Genomic DNA, 23,699 nt, shown 5'->3' on the forward strand with positions numbered 1-23,699 from the left:
ATCGTATTCTCCCGTTTCAACTGCTGAACATATCGCTCCTGATCTAAATATTCTTTCCGCCTTCCTCGTTGATCCAATAGACCAAACTCACCTTTCTCACGGTATTTTCGCATCCAACGCTTCATCCGACCCTGATCTTGGATTCCGAAATGATCGTTGATCTGCCGATACGTCCACTTTTCCTCTACGTGCAGGCGAATTGCCTCCACCTTGAGTTCCTCGGAATACGTCTTAAACTTTTGACCTTTAATAGCCATTAAAAATGCACCCCCTAGAAATTCATCGGTTAAACCAAGGGGTTTTTCCAATGTCTATTCTAAGGGGTGCACTTCAGAGTAAGAAGGGCCTTGATATACTGCATTTATTCTAGACCTTAGCGAGATTCATTTTCGGCGGGGGATACCCGAGCATTCTGCCCATTTTTACAATTTGCCCTCTATGATGAAATTCGTGGGTAATGGTGTGCGTAAATAGCCATAATTCGCTGGCCTCTACGCTGTCATTCTGTCCAGATGCTTGATTGGAAGGCTCCCATTTGTCTTTAGACTCATTTAGAAATTCATACGTAAGGGCGTCGATAGTTTTAAATACCTCGCGCATGTCCTCCACATTGCCGATGGACTCTGGTTTTACTTTGGGAAGTGACTTACCAAGTGCACGATTCCCCAACCATACTCGATAACAATCGGCGACATGAGCATGCAGACTGCGAATAGAAGCTCCACCCAGGGCTTCAACTTCTGTAACATAATCAGCGGGAGATAAAGTCTCGCAATACCGGAACAATGATTCCCTTGTGCGCTGGATCAGCTCATACTGGTTTTAGTATACATTCATTTTCTCGACCCCCTTATTATTAAATCCTTTAAAGATATATATTGTCCTTAATTATCCTAAAAAAATATATGTTCTATATCTCGATATTCATACCGCGCGCAAGATCTGACATCTTCTGATTTCTTAAATGCTCTTCCATCTTCTCTTCTGCTGATAGCACCACTTTTTGAATCGGACAGCCTGCTCCATGTTCAAAGCTGCAATCGAATAAGGAAGCCGAGCCTTCAATGGCTTGTATAATATCAAGAAACGAAATGTTCTCCCAATCTCGTTTAAGTCGATATCCGCCGTGTACCCCTGTTGTCGATTCAATCATGCCCGCCTTCACCAACTTGGTCAGTATTTTGGATAAATACGTTGGAGACACATTTTGTCGCTCTGCTAGCTGCTGTACACCAATAGCTTTTTGTGGAGTCGCCACAGCAAGAAAGAGCATGGTATGGAGAGCATAATCGGTGGCCTTGGAGTATTTCATCTATAATCACCTCTATTACAGATTCTGCATATCTATAATAGCTAGTATACCCCTTTTCGTCAACATACAATGTGTTAAAAGAAATAAACCCTCAATTACTTCCTCTATATTGGCCCAAAGTCTGGTCCCTTAATCCAAGAATGAGAAAGAGGATGTCTCGCCGTCACTTAGGACTGTGAGGCACCCTCTATGGAGAGTTGATTTGAATGCCGCGTTATACACGGTAATACACCGACCGTAATAAGCGTCTTAGGTCCAAGCCCACATGAAGCTGTCGCGGTCCCAGGCAACTCTGCCGCCGTGGAGCTTGCGGAAAGCCTTCTTCACCTCTTTGGACAGCGATGCATTTCCATTTTCATTCACGAATACGAATTGCTCACCGAAGTTGGTCTTCACATATTCAATCGCATCGGTCTGATACAGCGTACCCGTGAACCTGATTTCCTTGACCATCCATTCCGCCACCTCTTGTGCGGTTATTTCCATGGATCTTGCTCCTTCCTTCAGCACGTACAATGAGCGTTCCTATTCAGAATTTCAAGCCATCCTACTCATCATACCTCCTCTAAAGGTGTTCGTCTATTCACCGTCCAACGTTAACAATCTTCCTGATCCATGTTGGCTCACTAGTCGCTGCCCGCACAAGGCAGTCGGCACAGTCTTCGAAGGTTAAAGTCCGGAACGGAGCGATGCGTGCTAACGGACCTGCTGTATAGTTCAGAGTGGCCGCCCCGGAGTTCATTCCCGGCGGTCGTACAATGACCCAATCCAGGTTACTTCGCTCCACCACGTGCTCGGCAATCGTCTTATCCTTAACCGCCTTCGAGAAGATGCGCCGATGAATACCAATCGCCCACCGATTACCTCTGGTGAATTCCTTCCCTTCACTCAACCCAATGCCGCTTTGCATGACGAAGCGCTTGACACCTGTACGCTGACAGGCCGCAAGAATATTTGGGATTCCCTCCGACATGACGGTACCCGGTGAGAAGTTTGCCGCAATAGCATTCAGAATTCCCTTCGCCATAGCCGTACCCGGCAAGAAGTTACTAGTTGGACCGATACAGCTGATTACTGCATCTGTATCGGCAATGGCTTTGACCAGACTAGGGGCGTCAAATACATCTCCTTGCCGGATGATGAGCCGCTCAGATGGAGTAATGACTTCCGGCCGACGAGCCACGGCCACAACCTCATGTCCCAACTCAAGTGCCCGCTCCATCACTTTCCTCCCCGTGGCCCCTGTTGCTCCAATAATCGCAATTTTCATTGAAATGCTCCCCTTTGACTGGTGACATGATTGACTTCACACTTATGCATGCACTAAATTGCACAATAGTGCATTAAGAAACAACTATGTATAATTGTATGCAGAAATAGAAAGTCTACAATTCTTAAAAAGGCAGGTTCCGCGCATTAGTTCACAAATCCTTTAGAATTGTGTATTTATTTTCCGACAAAGCAGATGTTAGCCGAAGAACGATCTATCTTCACTACATGGACAAATTTGACCTGTTGGACAAGCTCATTGAAGAACATATTGAAGAGATGTGTGAACTTTGCAATTCGGTAGACCCTGACGCGGATTATAGAGATATGGGGTTGTTATGGTTCGAGTATTTTGAACGTCATCACTTATTCTTCTCGGCATTGCTAGCGAGTATGGGGGGCCTTTTTTTTTCGCAATCGATTCCTTGAATTTTTTCTCCAGGAGTTAGAGAAGGAGGCTATCATGTCCAAAGGGGGTAACAAGGGATCATCAGACGGTATGAATGTTGATATTCAATTTCTGGGATCAGCCATCGTAGGGGTAGTAGAATGGTGGTTTAAGAATGGAAGGCCTCTCCCTCCTACCTTTATGGCATGGCGGGTGGGCGCTTTGCTTGAACGGAATCTCGAAGCTGATCGTCCGCTTGCATGAAGAGACTTCTACCAAACAAACGCCCAAGACAGCACTCGTTGTAACATGTAAAACAGTCCCCCATAACGCTGAGCCTCGGTGAACCATGGGATGTCTCAATATGATGCGCGATTAGAGCATAGACATACAAAAATATCCGATCGACAGACTCTCCACCTAAAACATAGGTCAAAGCCAACCACGCACCCTCTTCTCTTCATGATCCGTTAATGACTTAATCAAAAAGTAGGCGGCGTAGCAACTGCTATGAGCAGCGTTTCGCCTTCCCAGATGTTCTTATAGCTATGGGGGATTCTGGCATCATAATAGATGCTATCCCCTTCTTCGAGCGTATAACGTTCATTGCCGAGCACAAACTCCAATCGCCCGGAATGAACAAATAGGAATTCCTCGCCATCGCTATGGCCAACGCCGATATTGCCGTAAGCAGCTCCTTCTTCCAACACTCCCCATATCGGTCCCATTCGGTTGCTGCTTCCTTGACTGAGCGCGTACCAGGTAATACGAGATCCCTCGGAATGCACCAAAAGTTTGCGCTCATTTTTCCTAACGACAATGCTTCGCTTCTCCTCACCAAACAAATCGGAAAAATTCACGTTTAATGCATTCGCTATGCGCTTCAGAACACTGATCGACGGATTCGCCTTATCGCGCTCAATTTCACTGAGAAAAGATAAAGATACAGAGGCTGCTTCAGCTACCTTCTTAAGCGTTAAATTCTGTTTTTTTCGCGTGCTTCGAATGGCTTCGCCGATCGAATTCATATGCAAGCCTCCTGAATTTTCGATATTTTTACGCTGTCAGCGAAATTTATAACTTTATAATAGGCGTAAATCCGAGCAATATCAAGCCCCTTCACCAGAGCAGGATTACGGTGTAAAAACGTTGATTTGGCGCTATTATTGGACTAGTATTTAATCAAGGTTAACGAACGAATTTTACCCGGGTATCTGACATCGTTCATCTCAACAGAATTTTTTCATTTTCAGCGAAATTTACTAAGCATTACGAGGCACTAATTACATGATGGCAACGGAAAGCCGTTCCTTGTTATTCAGATTCATAGAAATATGTCAGAAGGACGAAAGGGGCATAAAGAATGACTACGAGCATTCCCAAGGTCTATCAAGTAGGTGATGTTACCGTTACACGTGTTACGGAAATGATACTTGACGGTATCCCACCAGAGGTGTATTTTGCGGGATCATGGGACCCCAAGTTCCTAGAGGAGAATCGGAACTCTCTTCCGGATGGCCTGATCGATGGCAGTTCTCAGCTTATCGTTAGCATTGGAACCTGGGTGGTGAAGACCCCGAAGCATACAATCCTTATCGATACGGCTACAGGAAATAATAAAAGCTTGCCTTTAAATCCGGACCTCGCCAATCTCCAGCTCCCTTATCTGGAGCGGTTGAAAGAGGCCGGAGTAACACCAGAGGAAGTCGATTACGTCCTGCTGACGCATCTGCATGTCGACCATGTCGGTTGGAACACGAAGCTCATTGATGGAAAATGGGTACCGACGTTCCCACATGCAAAATACGTATTCCCCCTTGCGGAGCAGCAATATTACTCAAGTAAGGCCAGCCACAACAAAGCAAACGAAGCCAACTTTAACGTTTATGAAGAAAGTGTATTGCCTGTTGTTGAAGCCGGCTTAACGCAGACAATTAACCCTGAGGGCGGGGAATTTCTTGATATGTTCACATTCATTCCGACGCCCGGCCATAGTATCGGCCAAATGTCCATCCGTCTTAACACTGGCGGAGAAGAAGCTTTATTTGGCGCCGATGTGATGCACCATCCGTTCCAGGTGTTTAACCCTGAATGGAACTCCATGTACTGCGAATTTGCCGATCAAGCCCGAGCCTCACGACGACGGGTACTGGAGGACATCGCAGATCGTCCAGTCATTTATTTTAGCACGCATTTTCCAGAAAGCGCGGCGGGATACGTGACTCGAAGCGGGGACGGATACAAGTGGGACTTTATTTAATACGACCTGACACCAACACAATCGAAAGGCGCTGAGTTTATGACAACCCCTAGTTTTCTTCCTGATGTACATATCGTGACCGAAGACCTTCGTATCCCGAGTGATACAACTGGCATCGAACTTTATGTACGAAATAAACGACCAGCTTCCATGAACACCTTCTCTAATGAAAAAACAATCGTGATGGTTCATGGCGCTACTTATCCCATTGGCAGTCTGTACGATGTGGAGCTGGATGGCTTCACTTTTCTGGACTATCTCGCCAGCCATGGATATGACGTGTACGCTGTGGACGTCCGCGGCTACGGCGGCTCGACAAGACCACCTGAGATGGAGCAGCCTGCTGACCTGAATCCACCGCTTGTCCGTACGGAAACAGGAGTCCGGGATTTAGGCACAGCTGTGGACTATGTTCTGAAGCGCCGGAATTTAACGAAGGTGAATGTCCTGGGCATGTCTTGGGGTGGAACGGTTGCGGGGGCTTATACCAGTCAAAACAACGATAAGGTAACCAAGCTTACGCTTGTGGCTCCGCAATGGCTGAGCTCCAAACCGATTCCGATCGATACTGGGGGTCCGCTTGGTTCGTATCGCCTTGTGGCTGCTGGCAGCACGAAGGAACGCTGGCTGAGTGCGGCACCTGAGCATAAACGTGGTGATTTGATTCCAGAGGGCTGGTTTGAGCAATGGGTCCAAGCCACGCTGGCTTCCGATCCAGGAAGCCTAACCGATCATCCTGAGCATATTCGGGCGACCAATGGTCCGATCCTCGATATCCGTGAATACTGGACGGCGGGCAAAGCTTTCTATGACCCTAAGGAGATCACCGTTCCCGTCCTTCTTGTGCATGCCGAGTGGGATATTGATGTGCCCCTTGAATTAGCCCAAAATTTCTTCACTTCCCTGACGGGAGCTGCCTATCGCCGCTGGGTCGAAATCGGGGAAGGGACGCACATGGTTTTACTGGAGAAAAACAGACTTCAGGCTTTCCAAGCCATACGCGGCTTCTTGGATGAAGTGTACGCACCTGCCAAATAAGATGTCACTGCAAGAGAGGAATGTAATAACAATGAGCCACATTGCCATAACCACAACAAAGGCACCGTCAGCTATCGGTCCCTATTCGCAAGCCATCGCTTTAGAAAATGCGGTCTATACGTCGGGCATGCTTCCGATTGATGCCGAAGGAAAGCTGAAAGAAGGCATCGTTGACCAGACCCAGCAAATCTTAAACAACCTGCAAGCCGTCTTAGCTGAAGCAGGATTGTCTTTAGAAGACGTTATAAAAACCACCGTTTTCATGACCGATTTAGAGCAATTTCAACAGATGAACGAGGTGTACAGCCAATATTTCAGCGATCATTATCCTGCCAGAACAACTGTGGAAGTGTCTAGACTTCCACGAGACGCCAAGATTGAAATAGAGCTTATCGCAATCAAGCGCATTTAAATCTGCTCCACTATTCGTATTTCTATGAAAGAAGGCGCATCTGATTGCGAACGTATTGGCTTCTCTTGTTGTGCGCAACCCTTTACGGGAGCAATTTCGTCTTAGGTTCGCTGCTACTGCAGGCATTTCCCGCCTTACATCTGTCTGCATACCGGCTTATAGTGTCGTCTGTGTTCCTGCTTATTTATTTGGTTACAACCCGTCGCTTAACGAAGATTACGCTCCGTGACTCCGTGTATCTGATGCCATTTGTTCTGATCGGGATGCTGCTGCATCAAGTTTCTTTCTTTACAGGGCTTCGGACAACGGACGCAACGACGGCCTCGCTCATCTTGTCGTTAGCTCCGATTTTTACAGCGCTGTTTGCTCGCTTATTCTTGAAAGAGCCGTTAACGAAACGCATGGCGGCAGGCTCGATTGTCGCTCTTGCTGGTGTCTTCTTCGTGGTTGGACCTGGCGGAAGCAAGGGCCTAGCCATTACCGAAGGCGTCTGGATCATGTTTATCTGCATGCTGGCATTTTCAGGATCTATGATCCTCATGAGAAAGCTGACGGAACGTATGGATGCGTTGGTCGCAACGGTGTATACGACAGTCTTGGGCTGCGTTTTGGTATACCCGGTGGCGGTCTGGAGCGAGCCTCACGTACAGGCCCAGCCCGGTTTCTGGTGGTGGGCTCTCCTAATCGGATCGGCGCTGCTTATTCAGGGCTTATGCGCGGTCATCTGGAATGCGCAGATCCGCAAGGTAGGGGCGGCTAAAGCATCGCTGTTTCTGAATTTACAGCCGTTTGTTGCCATGGTTCTAGGTTATATCACGCTTGGCACCCCGATTTCCCTGACGCAAGTGGCGGGTTCTGTTCTCATCATTTGCGGCGTAGTGCTAGCCACCGTGCAAGGACAGCGAACAAGGAAAACACACCAATTCTCCCCTGTGGAGAGATAATTGCCGACGCGGTAATCGTGCCTAAAGTAGAAGATTGAGGAATCACAACCAACCCCAAGAAGCGCTTTTTATCATGGCTCCTTGGGGTTTTATAATAGCAATGATGGAACGACGAAGTCTACTGCTCTGATCTTCTTTTTCTTCCCCCGTTAAAATGTAGCTTCAGAACCTCCTGGTTCGCACGGGATCTCTGGTCCTTCTTGACTGTTCGACGATTCTTCAGCTTCGCTTCAAACGCAGGACTGTTGCGTGCGATCGCTTCTTTAGTAGGGTCGCTTCTCTTCGGAATCTCGAACCCTAACCTACGAATCATCATCACGCTGCACAGCCAAATATCCTCTGTTGGTTAAGGTCCAGCTGAAGGATATGTTCGAGTTAAGCCCTCATACCTTGAAACTGCTTGTGTGCCCAAGCCGTATAAGAAGGATGTGTCTGAAGCAATTCTTCATGTGTTCCAGTTCCTGTAACTTGACCATACTCAAACACTATAATTTGATCTGCATGAACAACGGTCGATAATCTATGTGCGATGACAATGGTTGTACGATCCTGCATCAAAAATTGAAGCGCCTTTTGGACCTCATGCTCCGAGTCACTGTCCAAGCTAGCAGTTGCTTCATCTAACAGCAAAATATCCGGTTCTCGCAGCAAAGCACGAGCAATTGCTATACGCTGGCGCTGCCCGCCTGATAGCTGAATTCCTCTCTCACCTACCTCTGTTTCATACTTTCTTGGCAAGGCCTCAATGAAATCATGGGCATAGGCAAGTCGTGCTACATTCATGACCTCCTCTTCACTTACTTCGTGTTCCCGCCCATAGATAATATTATCTCGAATGGTACCTGCTATGAGGGAGCTATCTTGTGACACATAACCAATTTTCTTACGCCAATCATGAAGAGCAAAGGAATCAATCGCCGCACCGCCCCAATGTATTCTGCCGGTATCTGGTTCGTAAAATCTCTCGATCAGCGAAAAGATCGTTGTCTTCCCACTTCCGCTAGGACCCACAAAGGCCGTTACTTTACGATCCGGTATAGTAAAAGTGGCATTCAGCAAAATGGGTTTATCCTCTTCATAACCAAAACGAACCTCGCGGAATTCCAAGATGCTATGCTTGTCTGGTACCACATACTCTTTGTTATCCGTTTCTTGAGGCTGCTCCAGGATGAGTCTTAGTCTCTCCGTTGAGCCCATTACCTTTTTCAAATTCGAAAAAAATGTTCCAAACTGTTCAAAAGGAATCATGATTTGAAACAAAAGCAAAATATACGATACAAGCTTCCCTGCACTAAGAGCACCAGAGGAAACACGCACGCCGCCGTAACCAATAATGACGACCAGCAGCACAATCATGATCAACGTCATCAATGGCATCAGCACAGCATTGATCCGAGCTTCTTTCATTTCTGATTGATATAAATCGTCCATGTTAGCTGCGCCATTTCTCCATTCCTTTCGCTCCGAATTAGAGGCCTTAACCAGCCTCATTTCTCCAATGACTTGAGACAGCGTTGAGGACAGTGCTGCCAAATGCGCTTGTAGTTGCATCGAGATCTTGTATATCTTATTGCCCATGGGCATCAATACAGCCAGGCTAATAGGTAGAACCAGCAATATGATTAACGTCATTTGCCAATCCAAATAAAACAACATCGCCAATGCTCCAATAAATGTAATGGAGTTGGATATAAATTGGATTAAATGATTGGTAATGAGCGATTTAATCTCATTTGTATCGTTTGCCACACGACTCATAAGATCTGCAGAACGGTTGCGATCGAAGAAACGCATCGGCAAATAAAGCATCTTTTCCCAAAGCTGTTTACGCAATTGATTGACCATTCTACTTCCGACATATGCCAATAGATAGTACGAAAATCCACTCGATACGGCTTGCAAAATAAAGATTAAAACAAGCTGTATAATCATAATGGCATCTAATAATTCCAAACGAAATTGATCAATCATATTTCCGGTAACGATCGGAACAACTAATCCTGACAATGAACTGACAATGCTTAGAATAAGGGCTATACCTAAAAACACCTTAGGAACCCCAGTGGAAAATAACACCTTGGCCAAATACTGTAGCCCGGTTTTATTTACAGGTCTGTCACCCTCACTGTTATTGGTGTATCCGTCATGTATGCTCATAATGACTCCTTATTATATTTTCTTAAATTTTACACTTGATACCATTAAAAAGGAAAGAATAAACAGCAAATACACCGATCTAAAAAGGGAATGACGAGCTTACTTTACCGTATTTAATACGGAGGATAGCGATCTGGATTTTGAGCGCTTTGATGGCATTCAATTGATGGACCAACTTATAGATGAGCAGCTCTTTATACTAGAGAACAGTGACTTTCATGTTGAATTAGACCCTCCCCAAAAGTTAAATTGCGGCGGGTCTCTAAAAAAGAGAGCCCCCCGCAATAAATAATGAAATCGGCGAAAATGAAAAAGCAGTTGTCTCAGCGAAAATGCTTTAGCTCCAAAATGTAATCTTGTCAGAATCTAACCGAACCGACTCATACCCCTCTTCTTTAGCTTTTCCTATTGAAATAATCATTACTGGAACATAGCGTTCTTCATCTAAATCAAATGATCTTGCTAACTGATCGGCTTCAAAGCCAGCCATTGGATTCGTGTCATACCCATGTGCACGGGCTACTAACATGAACTGCATTGCAAAGAGGCTGCTGTCGATTTTTGCAACTTCAACTTTCAATTCTTTTGATAGAGCCGGATACATCGACAGAATTGTTTCGAGTTGACGATCTCGTACATCTGCTGGCATTTTTCCTTGTTCTACAGCTGTATTGAAAATTTCTTCAGCATATAAATAGCTTTGGGTATCACCGAAAATTAATAACATGGCTGCTGAAGTATCATTTTGTAATGTATTGAAACGCACAAGAGGTCTTAGTTTTTCTTTTCCTTCCGGGGTATTTACCACCATTATACGCCAAGGCTGCATATTTGCAGAGGATGGAGCCAGACTGGCTTCCGAAATTATTTCACTCAGCTCTTCTTTCGATATTTTAACGTTCTCATCATACTTACGGACAGAACGTCGTCCCTTGACTATATTGGCGAAATCGTTGTTTAAAATATTGTTAAACATAGAATCTCTCCTTTGGATAACGTTAGTTTTTTTGACATTGTCCATGTCGTCCGTTATCATAGCCGTATTATGAACTATGAACCTAGGTTTATAGCAATAAAAAAAGAGGGCACTCTATGAAAATAAATGATGTTTCAAAATTAACTGGTCTTCCCATATCAACATTGAGATTCTATGAACGAAAAAACCTAATTCCAGACAAATTCGTTAAAAGAGATGAACATAATTATCGTTTCTATTCAGAAGAAATTGTTGAGTTTCTAGATGATGTAAAGGTACTTTTATCCGCAAACTTTTCTATAGAAGAGTTAAGTTTGCTAGTAAATCAACAAATTAACTTGTCATATGAGGAAAAGAAGAAAATGGTAGAACAAAAAATCAATGAAATTGATGATATCCAGAAACGATTGAGAAAGTCGAAAAAGTTTTTGCGTGCAATCTTGGAAGGAAAGGCGCATTTCCAAACAAAGTGTTAATTAAACCATTCTATCTATACTAATTCTTTCATTCAGGTGGGCTATGAGAAAAAAATTACAAATTTACATATCGTCTACTTACTACGATCTTATTGAGGAAAGACATACCGCTGTTGAAGCCGTACTTCGAGCCGGTCATATCCCTGCGGGAATCGAGCAATTTTTCAAGGAATGTCCGGTAAATATTAGGAAGAGATGGATCGACGAGTCCGATGTCTATATCCTGATTCTCGGAGGATTCTATGGTTTAACGCTTCCTGATGATGAATCCAAGAGCTATACGCAGTGGGAATACGAGTATGCCGGAGAAGCGGGCAAACCTAGATTTGCTTTTGTTGTCACGGATGAAGCATTAAGACAAAAGCCATATGACTTCACAGCAATTGAATACTATCAGGAGTTTCAAGAGTTTAAGCAAGCGGTCATGGCACAAGTCCCTATCTATTATGTTGAAGATGTACAGCACATTAAAATGGTACTTCGTGATCAATTGCCGGTGTATGCAGCAAGAGACGATCTGTATGGCTGGGTTTCCGGCAAGGATGCTCCAGACGTTCAAAAGCTGTTGGAAGAGAATGCAAAATTAAAGGTAGAGTTGGAGAAAAAGAATTGAAAAAGGGGCTGGCACAACCAGTCCCTTTCTCCGTCTCCGTATCATATATTCTCTTGCTTTAATGCATCAATAATGTTTTCCTTTTTTACTTTCGCGCCGGAATAAACAATCGCGGAACTGACAATGACAAATACGGCGACAATGACAAACAGAATGCTCATCCAAGGGAGGGTGAACCCGTAGCTAAATTTGTTCGCAAATGCTCTATAGATCAGAACCATCGCGGCGAAACTAATGGGAAGGCCGAACAACAGTGACTTGACCCCATAAAAAACACTTTCATAGTTCATCATTTTCGCAAAGCCTTTTGGCGTCATGCCTACGGATTTCAGCATCGCAAACTCTCGTTTGCGAAGAGCCAACCCCGTCGAGATCGTATTAAAAATGTTCGCAATGGAAATCGCAGAGATTAATACGATAAAACCGTAAGAAAAGACGGACATCAATAGAATCTGTTGTTCTTCGCTTTTTCTGGACTGATATACATTGTAGACATTCAGATTGGTCTCATGCATCTCTTCAATTTCCTGCTGCGTTCTCATCGGTTCCATGCTTTTCAAATGGAGGTACGTCGAGGCGTTAGCTAGGTCCTCGTCGCCTGCCAGTCGATTCATGACGCGTTCCGACACGATCATATTTAACCCGCCTACACCTATCTGGTTCATCCCCATAGGGGCTTGATCCGTCAATGCGGCAAATATCACTTTGTCTGCCTTTGTTTCTTCCCCATTCTCTTTATAGAAGTTCGTTAGCTCGATACTTTGGCCGACATTCGTATATATGGCCTTCGTCTGAATATATTTCCCCGTGCCCATATCTTTGTAATGAATCGTATCCATCACGATCGCGGCGGGATGATCCGGATCCGTAAGCTGTTCGTAATCTACGCCAACCACTTTGGCATAGGCTTGCAAACTCGAACCGTTCAATGCATGAATTTTAATATCGTAAGGGTATTTCCCTTCTTGCAGCATACTCTTATCCTGCTTAACCGTCTCTTGCAATTCATCAGCGATGCTCGCTGCATCGACCCAAGCGTTCTTATTTAACTCGTGAATCACGTTGTATTCCGTGACTCCATCCAGAGATACAATCGATTGCATCAACCGGTCATCTATTCTTTTTCCATTACTGTACGACACTTCAATATCGTAATTGACGCCTTCCCGCGACAGTTCCAGGGATTGTGTCATGCCTGCCGTAAAAAACGATACTGTCAAAAATAAAACGATGCTGATGACAAGCGAAAAAAGAATAGCATGATATCTCCGTTTGTTCCTTTTTAAGTTTTTCAGCCCGATTTCTGCTTCGATCCCAAAGAGCCTACGAATGATCTTCGACGTTCTCACAGCTTTTGCTGTAAGCTTTACGTCGGTAGTTTGGCGAATCGCGTCCATAGCAGATACCTTGGATGCCTTGATTGCTGGGAGATACGTCGAAACGAAAATCGTCAGCATTGAAACAAGACAAGCTATCAAGAGTGAAAGCGGCGTGACGATGAGCCTCAGCTTTTCACTGGTCCATAATGACCCTTCAATCATCGTGTTCATGAACCAAAAGGTGATCCCAATTCCGGCAAGGCCACATAGGATGCCAATGGGAATGCTGATCAAGCCAATGACGAACCCTTCAAAAAGTACTGAATTTCGCTTCTGCCTTTTCGTTGCCCCCACGCTCGCGAGCATCCCTAAATGCCGGGAACGTTCCGAGACAGATATCGCAAAAGCGTTATAGATGAGCGAAACTGAGCCAATCATAATAACCGCCATAATGATCGCCGATAATGAAAACATCATGCTGGATGAAGCTCCGCTGCTGGACAAGCCATAATAATGAAGCAAATCATTATTGTATTGGACGGTTTCAATTTGGTTTTTCTCAGCCAGCTCCTCCGCATGCGCGAACAAGAACGGATTGACTCGCTGCAAAACCACCGACGCATCGACTCGATCGTTTCCCCCAATGATATGATCATCGACATAGCTAATGACCGTATAACCCGGGGCCCAAGCCGTTTCCCTTACGGGACGCTTGATGAGGCCTACCACCGTATAATCCCTTACCTTGATATGCTGCAACGTTTCGGTCAAAGTGCCATCTTCCCTACGCAGCGGTTCGGTCTGATCCAGGGGATGATCGCCCCCTTGTTCAAATCGTTCGCCGACGCGAAGGGTTAGATGATCGCCGATTTCATACTTCACTTTGGCGTTCGTTGCAAGAGGCTCGGAGATAACAACTTCCTTGTCCGTATGCGGAAGACGCCCCTTGCTTAGTTCAATCTGAAATTGTGCGAAACCTAACGCATCATATTCCTTGATGAACAAGTACGGCTTATTGGGATTTTGCCCCCCTTCTAATAGGGCATAGCCAAGGTCTCTTGTGATGGCAACGGTTTTGGTTGCGTCATCACCCTGTATCGCCGCAAGCTGTTCCTTGGTTACATCTTGATATTGGACATGCCACTCCCCTGTATCCGCGATGGTTTGTCTGATCATTAAATCCGCAAAGGAAAAAACAAGCGTAGCGACAGCGGTCACCATGGCCACCGAAATGATGACGCCGAGGATGGTTACAAGCGTTCGTCTCTTGTTCTGCTTCAGATGCCGGATGGTTAATGTATTGACAATATTCATCGCCTGATCACCTCGTCCTTGGCAATCCTCCCGTCTTCAATCGAAATGATCCTGTCGGCTTGCAAGGCGATCCGTTCGTCATGCGTGATCACGATCAGCGTCTGATGATAGGTCTTATTCAGCATTTTTAATAAGTCGATGATCTCGCTGCTATTCTTGCTATCCAGATTCCCGGTCGGTTCATCGGCCAGCATGATCGCAGGATTGCCGATGAGCGCTCTGCCGATCGAGACACGTTGCTGCTGTCCGCCGGATAGCTGATTCGGCAGATGGTTTAATCGATGCCGCAAATTCAACGTATTCACAAGGCTATCTAATTGCTTTTGATCTACCTTTTGTTGATCCAGCAAGAGAGGCAGCGTAATATTCTCTTCCACCGTCAGGACGGGAATCAGATTGAAGAACTGGTAGATCAGGCCGATTTGCCTGCGCCTGAAGATGGCCAGCTGCGTTTCGTTCAAGGCATACATGTCTGTATCCTGCACATATACTTTCCCGGCAGTCGGCCGATCCACGCCGCCCAGCATATGAAGGAGCGTCGATTTCCCCGATCCGGACGGGCCAATAATCGCGACGAATTCGCCTTTTGGGATCGAAAAGGAAACATCATCAAGCGCCTTCACCGCCGATTCGCCTGTGCCGTATATTTTAGACAGATGCTCAATTTTTAAAATTTCCATTGTTATACCCCCTAAAAGTTTTGTGAGCGTTACTTCTTGAATCAACCTCGTACAAAACTCACTTCGGAAGCATGGGCTCTCCTAAATACTTAATTCCAGGTATATACCATCGCTCTATATCCAACATCCCAAAGGGTTTCATTCCCCTCAATAGTTATCGTAAGCTCATTTGCCTGGGGGAGATAAATGATCCTCATATCCGGCTCATGGAGTTGATCTTCTGCGGATACGGACAGGAACTCCTGCCCGTCGACGGTAACCTTGATGCTGCCCTGGAAATCCTTCTGATCGGGAATTCCATAATTCAAGCTAAGATACAACTCCCCCTTATTGCCGAACGTATACGTGTACGTTTCCTTCTCTTTACCTTCGATGCTATACACATTATATTGGGGTTCCACGTCTTGACCGCCAATCTTAAGACTGGACGGTTTGGTTCCCGTTAATGGATTTCCGGTACTATCCATCAATTCATTTATCGCCACAAAGGGGCCAATTTCTTTGGTGAACACTTGGTCAAGCGTCCCGAAGACCCCCCACACGCCGAGCATCAAAACAATGCCATAAATGCCCGTAGAGGCAATATTTCTCCAGTTGCTTTTTGTGCGAAAGCCAAGTTTGTATGCCCCGAATCCGACGGCTGCACCCAATGAGTTCTGTATGACGTCGTTCATGTCAAAGCTACCAAGGAAAGTTAGTGCCTGAATGGTCTCCAACACGAGAATGGACAAGATGAACAAGGTCATGAAACGAGCAAAGCTGGTTCGATATAACAACGGAATTAATATGCCAAAGGGGATGAAGGCTGCGATGTTCCCGAAATCCACAACATCCATCAGCGTAGGATGTAACAGATCGGATAGACCTGGCAGCCTAAAAAAACTGTTCGGTAAAAAAATAAAGGTGTACTCCGTGATTTGATCCACCTTACCCGCTCTACCGAAGGCAAAAAACAAAAAATAAAGAATCAAAAGAGTATAGAATATAGTAATTGCAAAAATAATCTTGCGCTGTTGCTTCAAATGCATGGTCTTACCTCCATCGTTCATCTGATGAATATCATTTTAACTGTCTAAAATGACTTTCCAGTGACGATGGAGGTGACAATTCAGTCACTTACAGAGTGCCGTTAAATCACGTGCTTATAAAATTTAATTCGAAACTGCGTACCCTTCTCGCTATCGCTCGTCACATCGATCACACCGTTCTGGCTGGAAATGATGCTGTGAGCCATCGCAAGCCCTATACCGATGCTTCCTTCGCTAGCGTTCTTTCCTTTGTAAAAACGTTTGAAAATATAAGGCAAATCCTCTTTCGGAATGCCTTTTCCGTTGTCAGCAATGACGATTTCCGTAAATAGCGCGTTGTCGGAAAATGTGATGGCGATCGCTCCGCCTTCAGGCGTATGCTCCACGCCGTTTTTCAAAATATTGATGACCGCTTCAGCAGTCCAATTGAAATCTCCGACAAAAGCGACATGGTCATCGCCCGCGATGGAAACTGTCTGTCCCTTAATATCCATCGGAATCATAACCGGCTCTAATGCCTTTTGGATAAGGTTCTTTATGGGTATTCGATCTTTTTTGAATTGGATGGTCTTCGCATCCATTTTTGATAACCTTAATAAGGAGGAAACAAGCCAGTCGATGCGTTCAAGCTGGATGCGAATATGATGGGTGAACTCCGTTCTTTTGGACGGAGGCAGGTCAGGGGCGCTTAACAAATCAGCCATTACCGTCATGGAGGTGAGCGGTGTTTTGAGCTGATGTGAAATGTCGGATATGGCATCCGTCAGTTGAATTTTGTCCCGCTGCAATAGCGACCGGTGCTCCGATAGCATGAGCGTTACTTTGTAAATATCATTCTTTAAAATACTTAACTCGCCTTCTTGGTTATCTCGAACATCAAGGGACTCATTGCCGTTGCTTATTTCCCGCAAATAGACAGAGAGCTTCGCTAACTCGTGGTATCTCCATCTCGTGAATATCACACTCGTGCCAATAAGCAGCATGGATACAATAAAAACGAATGTCGCGGCGACGGACGAAATAAAAGCAGCGACGACGATTGCCGTTATGCTGATCGAGCCCATGACGAGCAATAACATTTGAATCTCCCGATTGCGCAGCATCTAATCACCGACCTTATAGCCTAAACCGCGTACCGTTTTGATCAAAGTCGGCTGCTCTGGATTGTCCTCCAGCTTTTCCCTCAGCCTTTTGATATAGACCGTTAACGTATTGTCATTCACGAAATCGCTGGCCACGTCCCAGATTTGCTCCAAGAGCTGATTCCTAGTGAGGACCTGTCCAACGTGGTTGCCAAAGATCAGCAATAAGCGATATTCCAAAGCGGTTAGCGGAATCTCGGAACCGTTTTTATGTACTTTGCCTTCCAGCGTATGGATTTGAACATTGTCGATAGCGATGATCGCTCCAGCGTGGGACGGCTTCTGGTATCTTCGCAAGACGGACTTGATCCGGGAGAGAAGCTCACGAACCCGAAAAGGTTTGGTAATGTAATCATCCGCTCCCATGTCGAGTCCCATCACGACATTGACCTCATCATCGATCACCGTTAAGAAGATGACTGGAATGTCTCGTCGCTCCTTCACCATCTTGCACAATTCATAACCGCTTCCGTCCGGAAGCTGTAAATCGAACAAGCATAAAGTGAATTGATCGATGTCTTCGGCGAGCACCTTTTGGGCTGAAGCGACATCATGGCAGAGAACGGTTATATAACCATCTTGCTGCAGCGAATATTCCAGTCCCGACGCGATCGTCTTATCATCTTCGACTAATAAAATTTTCAATGCAGATCATCCTCACGTTAGAGTAAGTAGGTTCAAGTCGGCTGTCCCGCCTATGAAACAGGGAAGCTCAATATCATCCATGTCTATCATCTTACCTTTCTCCGCATCATAGTACTCCCCAATAAATAAGGAATAATTTTCTCGCAAAATTCTGTAACGCTTTTAAACATACTCTCTGATGCAATCCCTGATTCATCGATAACCAACAATTCTTTGTGTTCAGTAAGAGCAAGGTTGCGATTTAAATGGTTCAGTTGAAAAGAGGTACCTTTGCGATACAGTCATAGTCGTCGCTGCTTTTCAACTTCTTGGACTCAGCTTATCGAAGATTTTGAGATTCATAAAAACGATCTATCATTTGCTTTGTTTTCATCGGCGTTCTCAACGAAACTTGCTTCCCATCTTCATCAAAGGTCAAATGCCCCTTAAATGCTTCCGGCATATCCTGATATTGTTTCTCGACTTGTTGATATATCTTTTTAAAACAGGAATACCCGTATTTTTCAATTAGAAGAGGAAACCCGAAAGCAGATCTTAGAAACTCATATTCATAGTAGTTATAAGGAGTTGTCTCTGCTCTTTTTATTAAGAGCTCTAAGAAATGATTGATGACCTTGTCGATCTCTTGTTCGGTAGCATATTGGGCCAGTCCATGGATCGTGAGTAGTCTCATATCTAAGTATCGTTCTTTTTTATAAGCTTTCTGAAAAAAATCTTTCAACCCTAATTCCTTGCATTGGATGAGACCTCTCAGAATTTTATTTCGCCATGCGGCATTCTTAGATTTAAAATACAAGATTTCTATTAAGTCTGCCTCTTCTTTTGTTAAAAACTCATAGACTACATCATCTAATGCCCTCATTATCCTAGGATCATTTTCGCGAATCGGCGCAGTTGTGAGGTATTTAATCGATTCCTTGTGAAGCTCTTGATTATTTAAAGACATAGTGCATGCCCCTTTATAAACTTATTCAACATGAATGCTACATTTATATACAAATCCATTAAGACAACAGATTGTAGAGTTAGCTTCAGCAAATCACTGTGACGGCCAATTTTGCCTCTAAAGTAAGTATGTCCCCCAAAACTTCCCTAAGCAAGGTAAATTATACATCAGCATGTTATTTTACTCGCTTTTTAGGGACTTTATTTTAGGTCAACCGATCTTCACTGGTTAGCATTTTTTATTGGTTATTGGAAGTGTATAGATTTCCCCAGAAAGGCATTGGATACGCTGCTTGCGGAGAAGCTTTGGCTATGATCCGAAAGGTTAACTGGAGTACACTACGAAGTATAAATTAACTATTAAAGGTGGCTACAAATGAGCAGCAAGCTTGTCTTTACAACCCACAGATTGCCATTGAAGGCTTACGGCCTGCAGGTGCATTCGGGAAACGATTGTGCCATAATTTGAACCCCCAGCAGCTTCCGTATATGATTAACCATATGAGGAATTATACAGGCTGAACATCAGGATGGCGTTGTCATTTTTGCGTTCACCTGATATGGCAGGAGGTTGAGTTACCGTGGCAGTCTTAATTAACGAACAAATTAGAGCGTCCGAGGTCTTGCTTACCGGACTGAATGGTGAAGCAATCGGCATTGTCACCAGAGAGGAGGCGCTCGCTATGGCCAAGTCCAAAAAAGTCGATCTGGTCTGCACCTCACTGATGAGCAGTCCCCCGCCCTGCAGCCTGATGGCTAAGGGCAAAGCTAAGGCAACGGCACAGAAAGAGTCAGCGACTGCACGCAAAGCAGGTAAAAGTCAGCAAGCTGGCGGTAACGGCAGACAAGAAAAAGTCAAGGAGTTGCGCTTCACTGCTCACATCGAACAGCATGATTACGACACGAAGCTGCGGCAAGCGGATAAGCATCTGCGCTCCGGCAAGCCAGTGCAGCTTGTAGTTAAGGCCTCCGGTGCGAAGGAGGGAGCAGCAGCCAAGAAAGTGCTGGAGCTTCTATTGAGTGAACTTAAGGAAGTCGGAAGTAAGGAAACGGGCATTCAGACAAGTGGAAAAGGCTCTCAGGTGAAGCTCATACCACGCTGAGCCAAAAAGGAGCAGATCCCTTAGCTTAATATGCTCAGGGCCTACTCCTTTTCTTGGTTCTCGAATTCCCAAACGTGCACTTTCCTTTCGCACAATTGGAATGACTTCTTCGCGAGATAGATTGAAACTACGGTATCCACACCTTCTACGTATAATGCACCTTCATGACTGCGAGCTGATCCTAGGGCATCATTCCAATCAGAGCTTTGTTATTAAAGCAGCTTAATCAGTTCCTCCAGCTCATCAACCAATACTTTTGCAAGTTCAAAATCAGTATCTTTTAAAGCCAATTCTATTTTCATTTCAATCGACTTTTTCTTTTGTTCCGTTGCTAAATAGTCTTTATTAAAATGACTAGTATAAATCATCTGTCTGAATTTCCGCATACTCATTTTTCTAATCGTCTTGTCATCAATGATTAACACATAGTCCATACCGTTTACAACAGAATAGAAATCGTGAGAAATCATCAGAACCGCACCTTTGTAGTCTTCAATTGCTTTCTCCAGTGCGAGCTGTGAATAGATGTCTAAATGGCTTGTCGGTTCGTCGAGAAGCAGTACGTTTGCTTGACTGGCAGACACTTTAGCCAATTGAAGCATGTTTTTTTCTCCACCGGATAAAGATTCGATCTTCTGATTAAGAATTTCTCCTTCAAAGCCGTAGCTTGAAAGATACGATCTAATCTCATCATAAGTTGTAAATCCAGCATCAATGAATTCATCCAGTATGGTGTTCGAATCCTTAAGCGTTTCGCCTTGGTGTTGAGATAAATAAGCCACTTTCGCATCAGCATGTATTTCAATGGAATCATGATTATTTTTGAAGATTTCTCGGAGTAACGTCGTTTTGCCGGTACCGTTTGCACCGATAATGGCTACTTTATCTGTAGATTTTATTTCAAAGCTAACATGGTGTAGAAGCAACTCATCAAAGGCAGCACTATAATTATTGACACGTACAACCACGGTGTCTTCCATTTCATGATCTATACCAAAATGAATATTCGGCTGCTTAATATCAACAAACGGTGCTTTAATTCTACGCGCTTCCAATCTTTCTTGAAACTTGACTCTGGCCTTTAACGCTCTCCCTCTGGATGCTTCTGAATTATAAGTTGCGATTGCTCTAAGATTATCAATGATCGTATCGTTTCGTTCAATCTCTTCCTGTTCAGCGACTGCAAGCTCCTGCGACTCCATTTTAGTCTGAAGTAAAGAGAAGTTATACTCTATATATCGCCCATCAAACTCTTGGAGCTCCATGTTTTCCAGGTGTATAATTTTGTTGAAGCAATGATTCAATAGATATCGGTTGTGCGTAACAACCAGCAGCATTCCCTTGTGGGAGTTAATGAGTTTTTTCAGTGCATTCAGGTTCTCAAAGTCTAAAAATACATCTGGTTCGTCCATAATCATTAAGTCTGGACTACTCAGCATCTCCTTCATCACTTGAATAAGCTTGAATTCTCCACCACTCAGATCGGATACCCTGAGATCTTTTAGCTTCATGAGGTTAGCTAGATTTAGCTTCTTATTCATGTTGCTTTCAAAATCATCGCCACCCATGGATTCGAATGCGTCTAAAGCTAATTGATACTTTTCCAGAAGCGAGTCCATATCCGTTGATGTTTCCATTTCCGTACAAATCGCTGTTATTTCATCTTGTATCCTAATAAACTCTTCTCCTATATATTCAAAAACAGTTATTTCCTTCGCGTTGTCTATTTGTGAGAACTGACTGACATACCCGATTCTGCAATTGGGGTCTATCTCTAATTTGCCATCGAACAAATATCTTTCTGGATCGATTAGGATATCGATCAGTGTACTTTTCCCACTGCCGCTTGTTCCTATAAAAGCACAATGTTGTCCCTCTTCAAGCGTAAATGAAATGTCTTTATATAGTTCCTTTTGCGGAAACGAGAAGGATAGGTTATCCACTTTTATCATAATGTTACCTTTCTTTATAGCTAAAATGGTGGCTAGTATTGGCGGTATGGCGGAACATGAATGTTGAGTTTGCCGTTGTTCAGAGTAACACTGTTTACCACCAAGTTCAATTCAGTTATTGATCTAATTCAACTCAAAATTGCTTAACAATGCCAATGCCTCTTCATGATCCGGCTCAAGCTCTATTAATTTCCGCAAGTATCCCAGAGCATCTTCGTCTAACTCTAACTCGAAACAACAAATCGCCAGACAATAAAATACGGTCGATACGATCTCACCTTGTTCTTGATCTATTGAAATTTCCAAAAACCGTTTGGCCTCCTCGTACATGTCCGACTCAAAGAGGAGTAATCCTGCATCCAATGCTAAATCATAGCGCTGCTCCATTACGTAGTGCGAGGACCACATACGCTGTATACCGCTCAAAATATCCTGCTTTTCTCCATCGTCTGCATCCTGCAACAGACTCGAGATCCGCTTCGTACTTTGAATGAAAAATTCAACATCATATCCACCCAAACGCCAAAAACTTAAAATTTGTTGTAGTCCCATGTTATCTAGATTGCGATCTATCCCCATTTTCAAACTGAAAAACTCATCTGGGCCAAAGCGTATAATACTTCGACGATAAGCTAATCTTGTATTGAAATAGTCCAGCGGTGTATCCACATTGAGAATACAGCCCACATTTATATCTTTATAATGATGTGGAGGAAATAACGCCATGGCCCCCCTTTGTTCAAAAACATGCTGAATCGCATGGTAGTTGGCCGTTAAAGAAAAACTTCCGTGCAGGATCAACTCTGGCGGTTCTGCAAATTTCCAGTTATCAAGCAGGTGATCCCCCTTGTCTGCTGTTATTAATAAGAATCCTGCTTGAGATAACCGATTCAAACGTTCCAAACAGTTGAGTCCAGCGACAGGAAATAAAATATGAGAATCCTCTAGTTGTTCCTGGTAGACTGCTATGACATCACGATATGGAAAGGTTGCTTGCTCATACTCGGGCGCCTGCCTATGCTCATAACGCAAAGATATTTGGTTTAATAAATCAGATGGTTTAAGTGAAGCCTCCTGCTCAGGATACTCAACAAAAACATCAGCTTCATAAATTTGACCATCTCCTACATAAATCAACTCTTGAGGTATGCTATCAAAAAAATAGTTGGCAATAATGATTAAGGGCTGCTTTACATCTGCCTCCCTAATCGTTGTGCCCGATACAACAAGGTTCAGAACCGTATCATGAACAGCATCGAATTGCGCAAAATCAAGTAATCCTTCGGTAATAAACGATTGAAAAGCAGGATGCTCCCTCCAGGCTAGAACATTGTTTATCGCCAAATCCGTCATAATATAACGGAACGAAGGTAATGAAATCCCAGCATAATCTCTTAGCTGACACAGCTCACTTAACACATGGAATGCAAGACGCCCCGCTCCTGCTCCAAGCTCCACAATCACAACAGGTTCCGAACTATATCCCTTATTCGCCCGATCTTGAAGAAACCCGAATATCATTTCGGCATAGGAAGCAGCGATCATCGGATTACTCGTTATATATTGAGGCACTTGATCATTATTCCAAGCTTTTGTTCCTTTATCTTCATAGTACTTCCGCTGAATATTCCATATAGGTGCTTCACTAAAGCGGTAGCGTTGTTTGTTTTTATTGTTCATTACGACTTATCCTGCCCTCTGAAAGTTTTGAGATACCTATTATCCT

At 44.3% G+C, this 23,699-nt stretch carries 25 protein-coding genes; 8 read left to right on the top strand and 17 right to left on the bottom strand.

From position 1 onward, the window contains the following. The 5 genes from K331_RS0118215 to K331_RS0118235 form a co-directional block, all read right to left on the bottom strand. Nucleotides 1–257: helix-turn-helix domain-containing protein (locus K331_RS0118215; protein ID WP_028591436.1), on the bottom strand; the 257-nt coding region annotated here is incomplete at its 3' end. 109 nt (nt 258–366) lie between these two features. After that, nucleotides 367–810 (bottom strand): DinB family protein, encoded by a 444-nt coding sequence (locus K331_RS29890; RefSeq protein WP_226383634.1) that lies wholly within the window; start codon nt 808–810, stop codon nt 367–369. A 100-nt stretch (nt 811–910) separates the two neighbouring features. Beyond that, nucleotides 911–1,312, bottom strand: coding sequence for an Rrf2 family transcriptional regulator (locus tag K331_RS0118225; RefSeq protein WP_028591437.1), 402 nt, complete (start codon nt 1,310–1,312; stop codon nt 911–913). A 249-nt stretch (nt 1,313–1,561) separates the two neighbouring features. After that, nucleotides 1,562–1,798, bottom strand: a complete 237-nt coding sequence (locus tag K331_RS0118230; protein ID WP_028591438.1) for a DUF6953 family protein — start codon at nt 1,796–1,798, stop codon at nt 1,562–1,564. 97 nt (nt 1,799–1,895) lie between these two features. After that, a complete protein-coding gene (locus K331_RS0118235) occupies nt 1,896–2,582 on the bottom strand; it encodes an NAD(P)-dependent oxidoreductase (protein WP_028591439.1) in 687 nt (228 codons plus the stop codon). A 462-nt stretch (nt 2,583–3,044) separates the two neighbouring features. Here K331_RS0118235 and K331_RS32755 point away from each other — a divergent pair, with 462 nt between their 5' ends. Next, complete coding sequence (locus K331_RS32755) at nt 3,045–3,233, top strand: TetR-like C-terminal domain-containing protein (RefSeq protein ID WP_028591440.1); 189 nt, start codon at nt 3,045–3,047, stop codon at nt 3,231–3,233. Between the two features lie 218 nt (nt 3,234–3,451). Here the strand turns inward: K331_RS32755 and K331_RS0118245 are convergent, their stop codons facing one another. Continuing rightward, nucleotides 3,452–3,997: a helix-turn-helix domain-containing protein gene (locus K331_RS0118245; protein ID WP_028591441.1), complete on the bottom strand. Its 546-nt coding sequence runs from the start codon at nt 3,995–3,997 to the stop codon at nt 3,452–3,454. A gap of 335 nt (nt 3,998–4,332) precedes the next feature. Here K331_RS0118245 and K331_RS0118250 point away from each other — a divergent pair, with 335 nt between their 5' ends. From K331_RS0118250 to K331_RS0118265, 4 genes are read left to right on the top strand one after another with little or no spacing between them, the layout of a single operon-like run. Further along, the gene (locus tag K331_RS0118250) at nt 4,333–5,229 is read left to right on the top strand and encodes an MBL fold metallo-hydrolase (protein WP_028591442.1); all 897 of its coding nucleotides are present in this window, start codon (nt 4,333–4,335) and stop codon (nt 5,227–5,229) included. A 39-nt stretch (nt 5,230–5,268) separates the two neighbouring features. Then, nucleotides 5,269–6,267, top strand: coding sequence for an alpha/beta hydrolase (locus tag K331_RS0118255; protein WP_028591443.1), 999 nt, complete (start codon nt 5,269–5,271; stop codon nt 6,265–6,267). Nucleotides 6,268–6,298: 31 nt separating this feature from the next. After that, nucleotides 6,299–6,679 (top strand): RidA family protein, encoded by a 381-nt coding sequence (locus tag K331_RS0118260; RefSeq protein WP_025679382.1) that lies wholly within the window; start codon nt 6,299–6,301, stop codon nt 6,677–6,679. A 44-nt stretch (nt 6,680–6,723) separates the two neighbouring features. Further along, nucleotides 6,724–7,623, top strand: coding sequence for a DMT family transporter (locus tag K331_RS0118265; protein ID WP_028591444.1), 900 nt, complete (start codon nt 6,724–6,726; stop codon nt 7,621–7,623). A 118-nt stretch (nt 7,624–7,741) separates the two neighbouring features. On the opposite strand, the gene K331_RS0118270 is transcribed toward K331_RS0118265, so the two are convergent. The 3 genes from K331_RS0118270 to K331_RS0118280 all read right to left on the bottom strand — a co-directional run bounded on the left by K331_RS0118270 (nt 7,742) and on the right by K331_RS0118280 (nt 10,756). Further along, nucleotides 7,742–7,939 (bottom strand): hypothetical protein, encoded by a 198-nt coding sequence (locus tag K331_RS0118270; protein ID WP_028591445.1) that lies wholly within the window; start codon nt 7,937–7,939, stop codon nt 7,742–7,744. 59 nt (nt 7,940–7,998) lie between these two features. After that, nucleotides 7,999–9,780: an ABC transporter ATP-binding protein gene (locus tag K331_RS0118275; RefSeq protein WP_051289907.1), complete on the bottom strand. Its 1,782-nt coding sequence runs from the start codon at nt 9,778–9,780 to the stop codon at nt 7,999–8,001. Between the two features lie 337 nt (nt 9,781–10,117). Further along, nucleotides 10,118–10,756, bottom strand: coding sequence for a nitroreductase family protein (locus tag K331_RS0118280; RefSeq protein WP_028591447.1), 639 nt, complete (start codon nt 10,754–10,756; stop codon nt 10,118–10,120). A gap of 116 nt (nt 10,757–10,872) precedes the next feature. Between K331_RS0118280 and K331_RS0118285 the strand changes: the two genes are divergently transcribed. Next, nucleotides 10,873–11,232: a MerR family transcriptional regulator gene (locus K331_RS0118285; protein WP_028591448.1), complete on the top strand. Its 360-nt coding sequence runs from the start codon at nt 10,873–10,875 to the stop codon at nt 11,230–11,232. 43 nt (nt 11,233–11,275) lie between these two features. Next, on the top strand, nt 11,276–11,845 hold the full coding sequence (locus K331_RS0118290) for a DUF4062 domain-containing protein (protein WP_028591449.1): 570 nt from the start codon (nt 11,276–11,278) through the stop codon (nt 11,843–11,845). 41 nt (nt 11,846–11,886) lie between these two features. On the opposite strand, the gene K331_RS0118295 is transcribed toward K331_RS0118290, so the two are convergent. From K331_RS0118295 to K331_RS0118320, 6 genes are all read right to left on the bottom strand, one after another. Further along, nucleotides 11,887–14,478: an ABC transporter permease gene (locus K331_RS0118295; protein ID WP_028591450.1), complete on the bottom strand. Its 2,592-nt coding sequence runs from the start codon at nt 14,476–14,478 to the stop codon at nt 11,887–11,889. Continuing rightward, entirely contained in the window at nt 14,475–15,158 is a 684-nt protein-coding gene (locus K331_RS0118300; RefSeq protein ID WP_028591451.1) for an ABC transporter ATP-binding protein, read from the bottom strand. Before K331_RS0118300 ends, K331_RS0118295 begins: the two co-directional genes overlap by 4 nt. Before the next feature lie 89 nt (nt 15,159–15,247). Continuing rightward, a complete protein-coding gene (locus tag K331_RS0118305) occupies nt 15,248–16,186 on the bottom strand; it encodes a VanZ family protein (RefSeq protein WP_028591452.1) in 939 nt (312 codons plus the stop codon). A 101-nt stretch (nt 16,187–16,287) separates the two neighbouring features. Then, nucleotides 16,288–17,289, bottom strand: coding sequence for a sensor histidine kinase (locus tag K331_RS0118310; protein WP_028591453.1), 1,002 nt, complete (start codon nt 17,287–17,289; stop codon nt 16,288–16,290). Next, complete coding sequence (locus K331_RS0118315) at nt 17,290–17,973, bottom strand: response regulator transcription factor (RefSeq protein ID WP_028591454.1); 684 nt, start codon at nt 17,971–17,973, stop codon at nt 17,290–17,292. A gap of 319 nt (nt 17,974–18,292) precedes the next feature. Continuing rightward, nucleotides 18,293–18,919 (bottom strand): hypothetical protein, encoded by a 627-nt coding sequence (locus tag K331_RS0118320; RefSeq protein ID WP_028591455.1) that lies wholly within the window; start codon nt 18,917–18,919, stop codon nt 18,293–18,295. Between the two features lie 580 nt (nt 18,920–19,499). Here K331_RS0118320 and infC point away from each other — a divergent pair. After that, a complete protein-coding gene (gene infC / locus K331_RS0118325) occupies nt 19,500–20,021 on the top strand; it encodes a translation initiation factor IF-3 (protein WP_028591456.1) in 522 nt (173 codons plus the stop codon). A 212-nt stretch (nt 20,022–20,233) separates the two neighbouring features. Here infC and K331_RS0118330 read toward each other — a convergent pair whose 3' ends face one another. Next, the gene (locus K331_RS0118330; RefSeq protein ID WP_028591457.1) at nt 20,234–21,973 is read right to left on the bottom strand and encodes an ABC-F family ATP-binding cassette domain-containing protein; all 1,740 of its coding nucleotides are present in this window, start codon (nt 21,971–21,973) and stop codon (nt 20,234–20,236) included. A 123-nt stretch (nt 21,974–22,096) separates the two neighbouring features. Then, nucleotides 22,097–23,653, bottom strand: a complete 1,557-nt coding sequence (locus K331_RS0118335; RefSeq protein WP_028591458.1) for an SAM-dependent methyltransferase — start codon at nt 23,651–23,653, stop codon at nt 22,097–22,099. Between the last annotated feature and the right edge of the window lie 46 nt (nt 23,654–23,699).

Source organism: Paenibacillus massiliensis subsp. panacisoli DSM 21345 (genome assembly GCF_000426545.1).
Classification (GTDB): domain Bacteria; phylum Bacillota; class Bacilli; order Paenibacillales; family Paenibacillaceae; genus Paenibacillus; species Paenibacillus panacisoli.

What these genes read in the sequence shown, in the direction of transcription:
- K331_RS0118300 (WP_028591451.1), bottom strand. Translation starts at nt 15,158, where the DNA reads ATGGAAATTTTAAAAATTGAGCATCTGTCTAAAATATACGGCACAGGC.
- K331_RS0118310 (WP_028591453.1), bottom strand. Translation starts at nt 17,289, where the DNA reads ATGCTGCGCAATCGGGAGATTCAAATGTTATTGCTCGTCATGGGCTCG.
- K331_RS0118225 (WP_028591437.1), bottom strand. Translation starts at nt 1,312, where the DNA reads ATGAAATACTCCAAGGCCACCGATTATGCTCTCCATACCATGCTCTTT.
- K331_RS0118275 (WP_051289907.1), bottom strand. Translation starts at nt 9,780, where the DNA reads ATGAGCATACATGACGGATACACCAATAACAGTGAGGGTGACAGACCT.
- K331_RS0118305 (WP_028591452.1), bottom strand. Translation starts at nt 16,186, where the DNA reads ATGCATTTGAAGCAACAGCGCAAGATTATTTTTGCAATTACTATATTC.
- K331_RS0118290 (WP_028591449.1), top strand. Translation starts at nt 11,276, where the DNA reads ATGAGAAAAAAATTACAAATTTACATATCGTCTACTTACTACGATCTT.
- K331_RS0118285 (WP_028591448.1), top strand. Translation starts at nt 10,873, where the DNA reads ATGAAAATAAATGATGTTTCAAAATTAACTGGTCTTCCCATATCAACA.
- K331_RS0118330 (WP_028591457.1), bottom strand. Translation starts at nt 21,973, where the DNA reads ATGATAAAAGTGGATAACCTATCCTTCTCGTTTCCGCAAAAGGAACTA.
- K331_RS0118250 (WP_028591442.1), top strand. Translation starts at nt 4,333, where the DNA reads ATGACTACGAGCATTCCCAAGGTCTATCAAGTAGGTGATGTTACCGTT.
- K331_RS0118245 (WP_028591441.1), bottom strand. Translation starts at nt 3,997, where the DNA reads ATGAATTCGATCGGCGAAGCCATTCGAAGCACGCGAAAAAAACAGAAT.
- K331_RS0118320 (WP_028591455.1), bottom strand. Translation starts at nt 18,919, where the DNA reads ATGTCTTTAAATAATCAAGAGCTTCACAAGGAATCGATTAAATACCTC.
- K331_RS0118255 (WP_028591443.1), top strand. Translation starts at nt 5,269, where the DNA reads ATGACAACCCCTAGTTTTCTTCCTGATGTACATATCGTGACCGAAGAC.
- K331_RS0118230 (WP_028591438.1), bottom strand. Translation starts at nt 1,798, where the DNA reads ATGGAAATAACCGCACAAGAGGTGGCGGAATGGATGGTCAAGGAAATC.
- K331_RS32755 (WP_028591440.1), top strand. Translation starts at nt 3,045, where the DNA reads ATGTCCAAAGGGGGTAACAAGGGATCATCAGACGGTATGAATGTTGAT.
- K331_RS0118260 (WP_025679382.1), top strand. Translation starts at nt 6,299, where the DNA reads ATGAGCCACATTGCCATAACCACAACAAAGGCACCGTCAGCTATCGGT.
- K331_RS0118295 (WP_028591450.1), bottom strand. Translation starts at nt 14,478, where the DNA reads ATGAATATTGTCAATACATTAACCATCCGGCATCTGAAGCAGAACAAG.
- K331_RS0118280 (WP_028591447.1), bottom strand. Translation starts at nt 10,756, where the DNA reads ATGTTTAACAATATTTTAAACAACGATTTCGCCAATATAGTCAAGGGA.
- K331_RS0118335 (WP_028591458.1), bottom strand. Translation starts at nt 23,653, where the DNA reads ATGAACAATAAAAACAAACAACGCTACCGCTTTAGTGAAGCACCTATA.
- K331_RS0118235 (WP_028591439.1), bottom strand. Translation starts at nt 2,582, where the DNA reads ATGAAAATTGCGATTATTGGAGCAACAGGGGCCACGGGGAGGAAAGTG.
- K331_RS0118270 (WP_028591445.1), bottom strand. Translation starts at nt 7,939, where the DNA reads ATGATGATTCGTAGGTTAGGGTTCGAGATTCCGAAGAGAAGCGACCCT.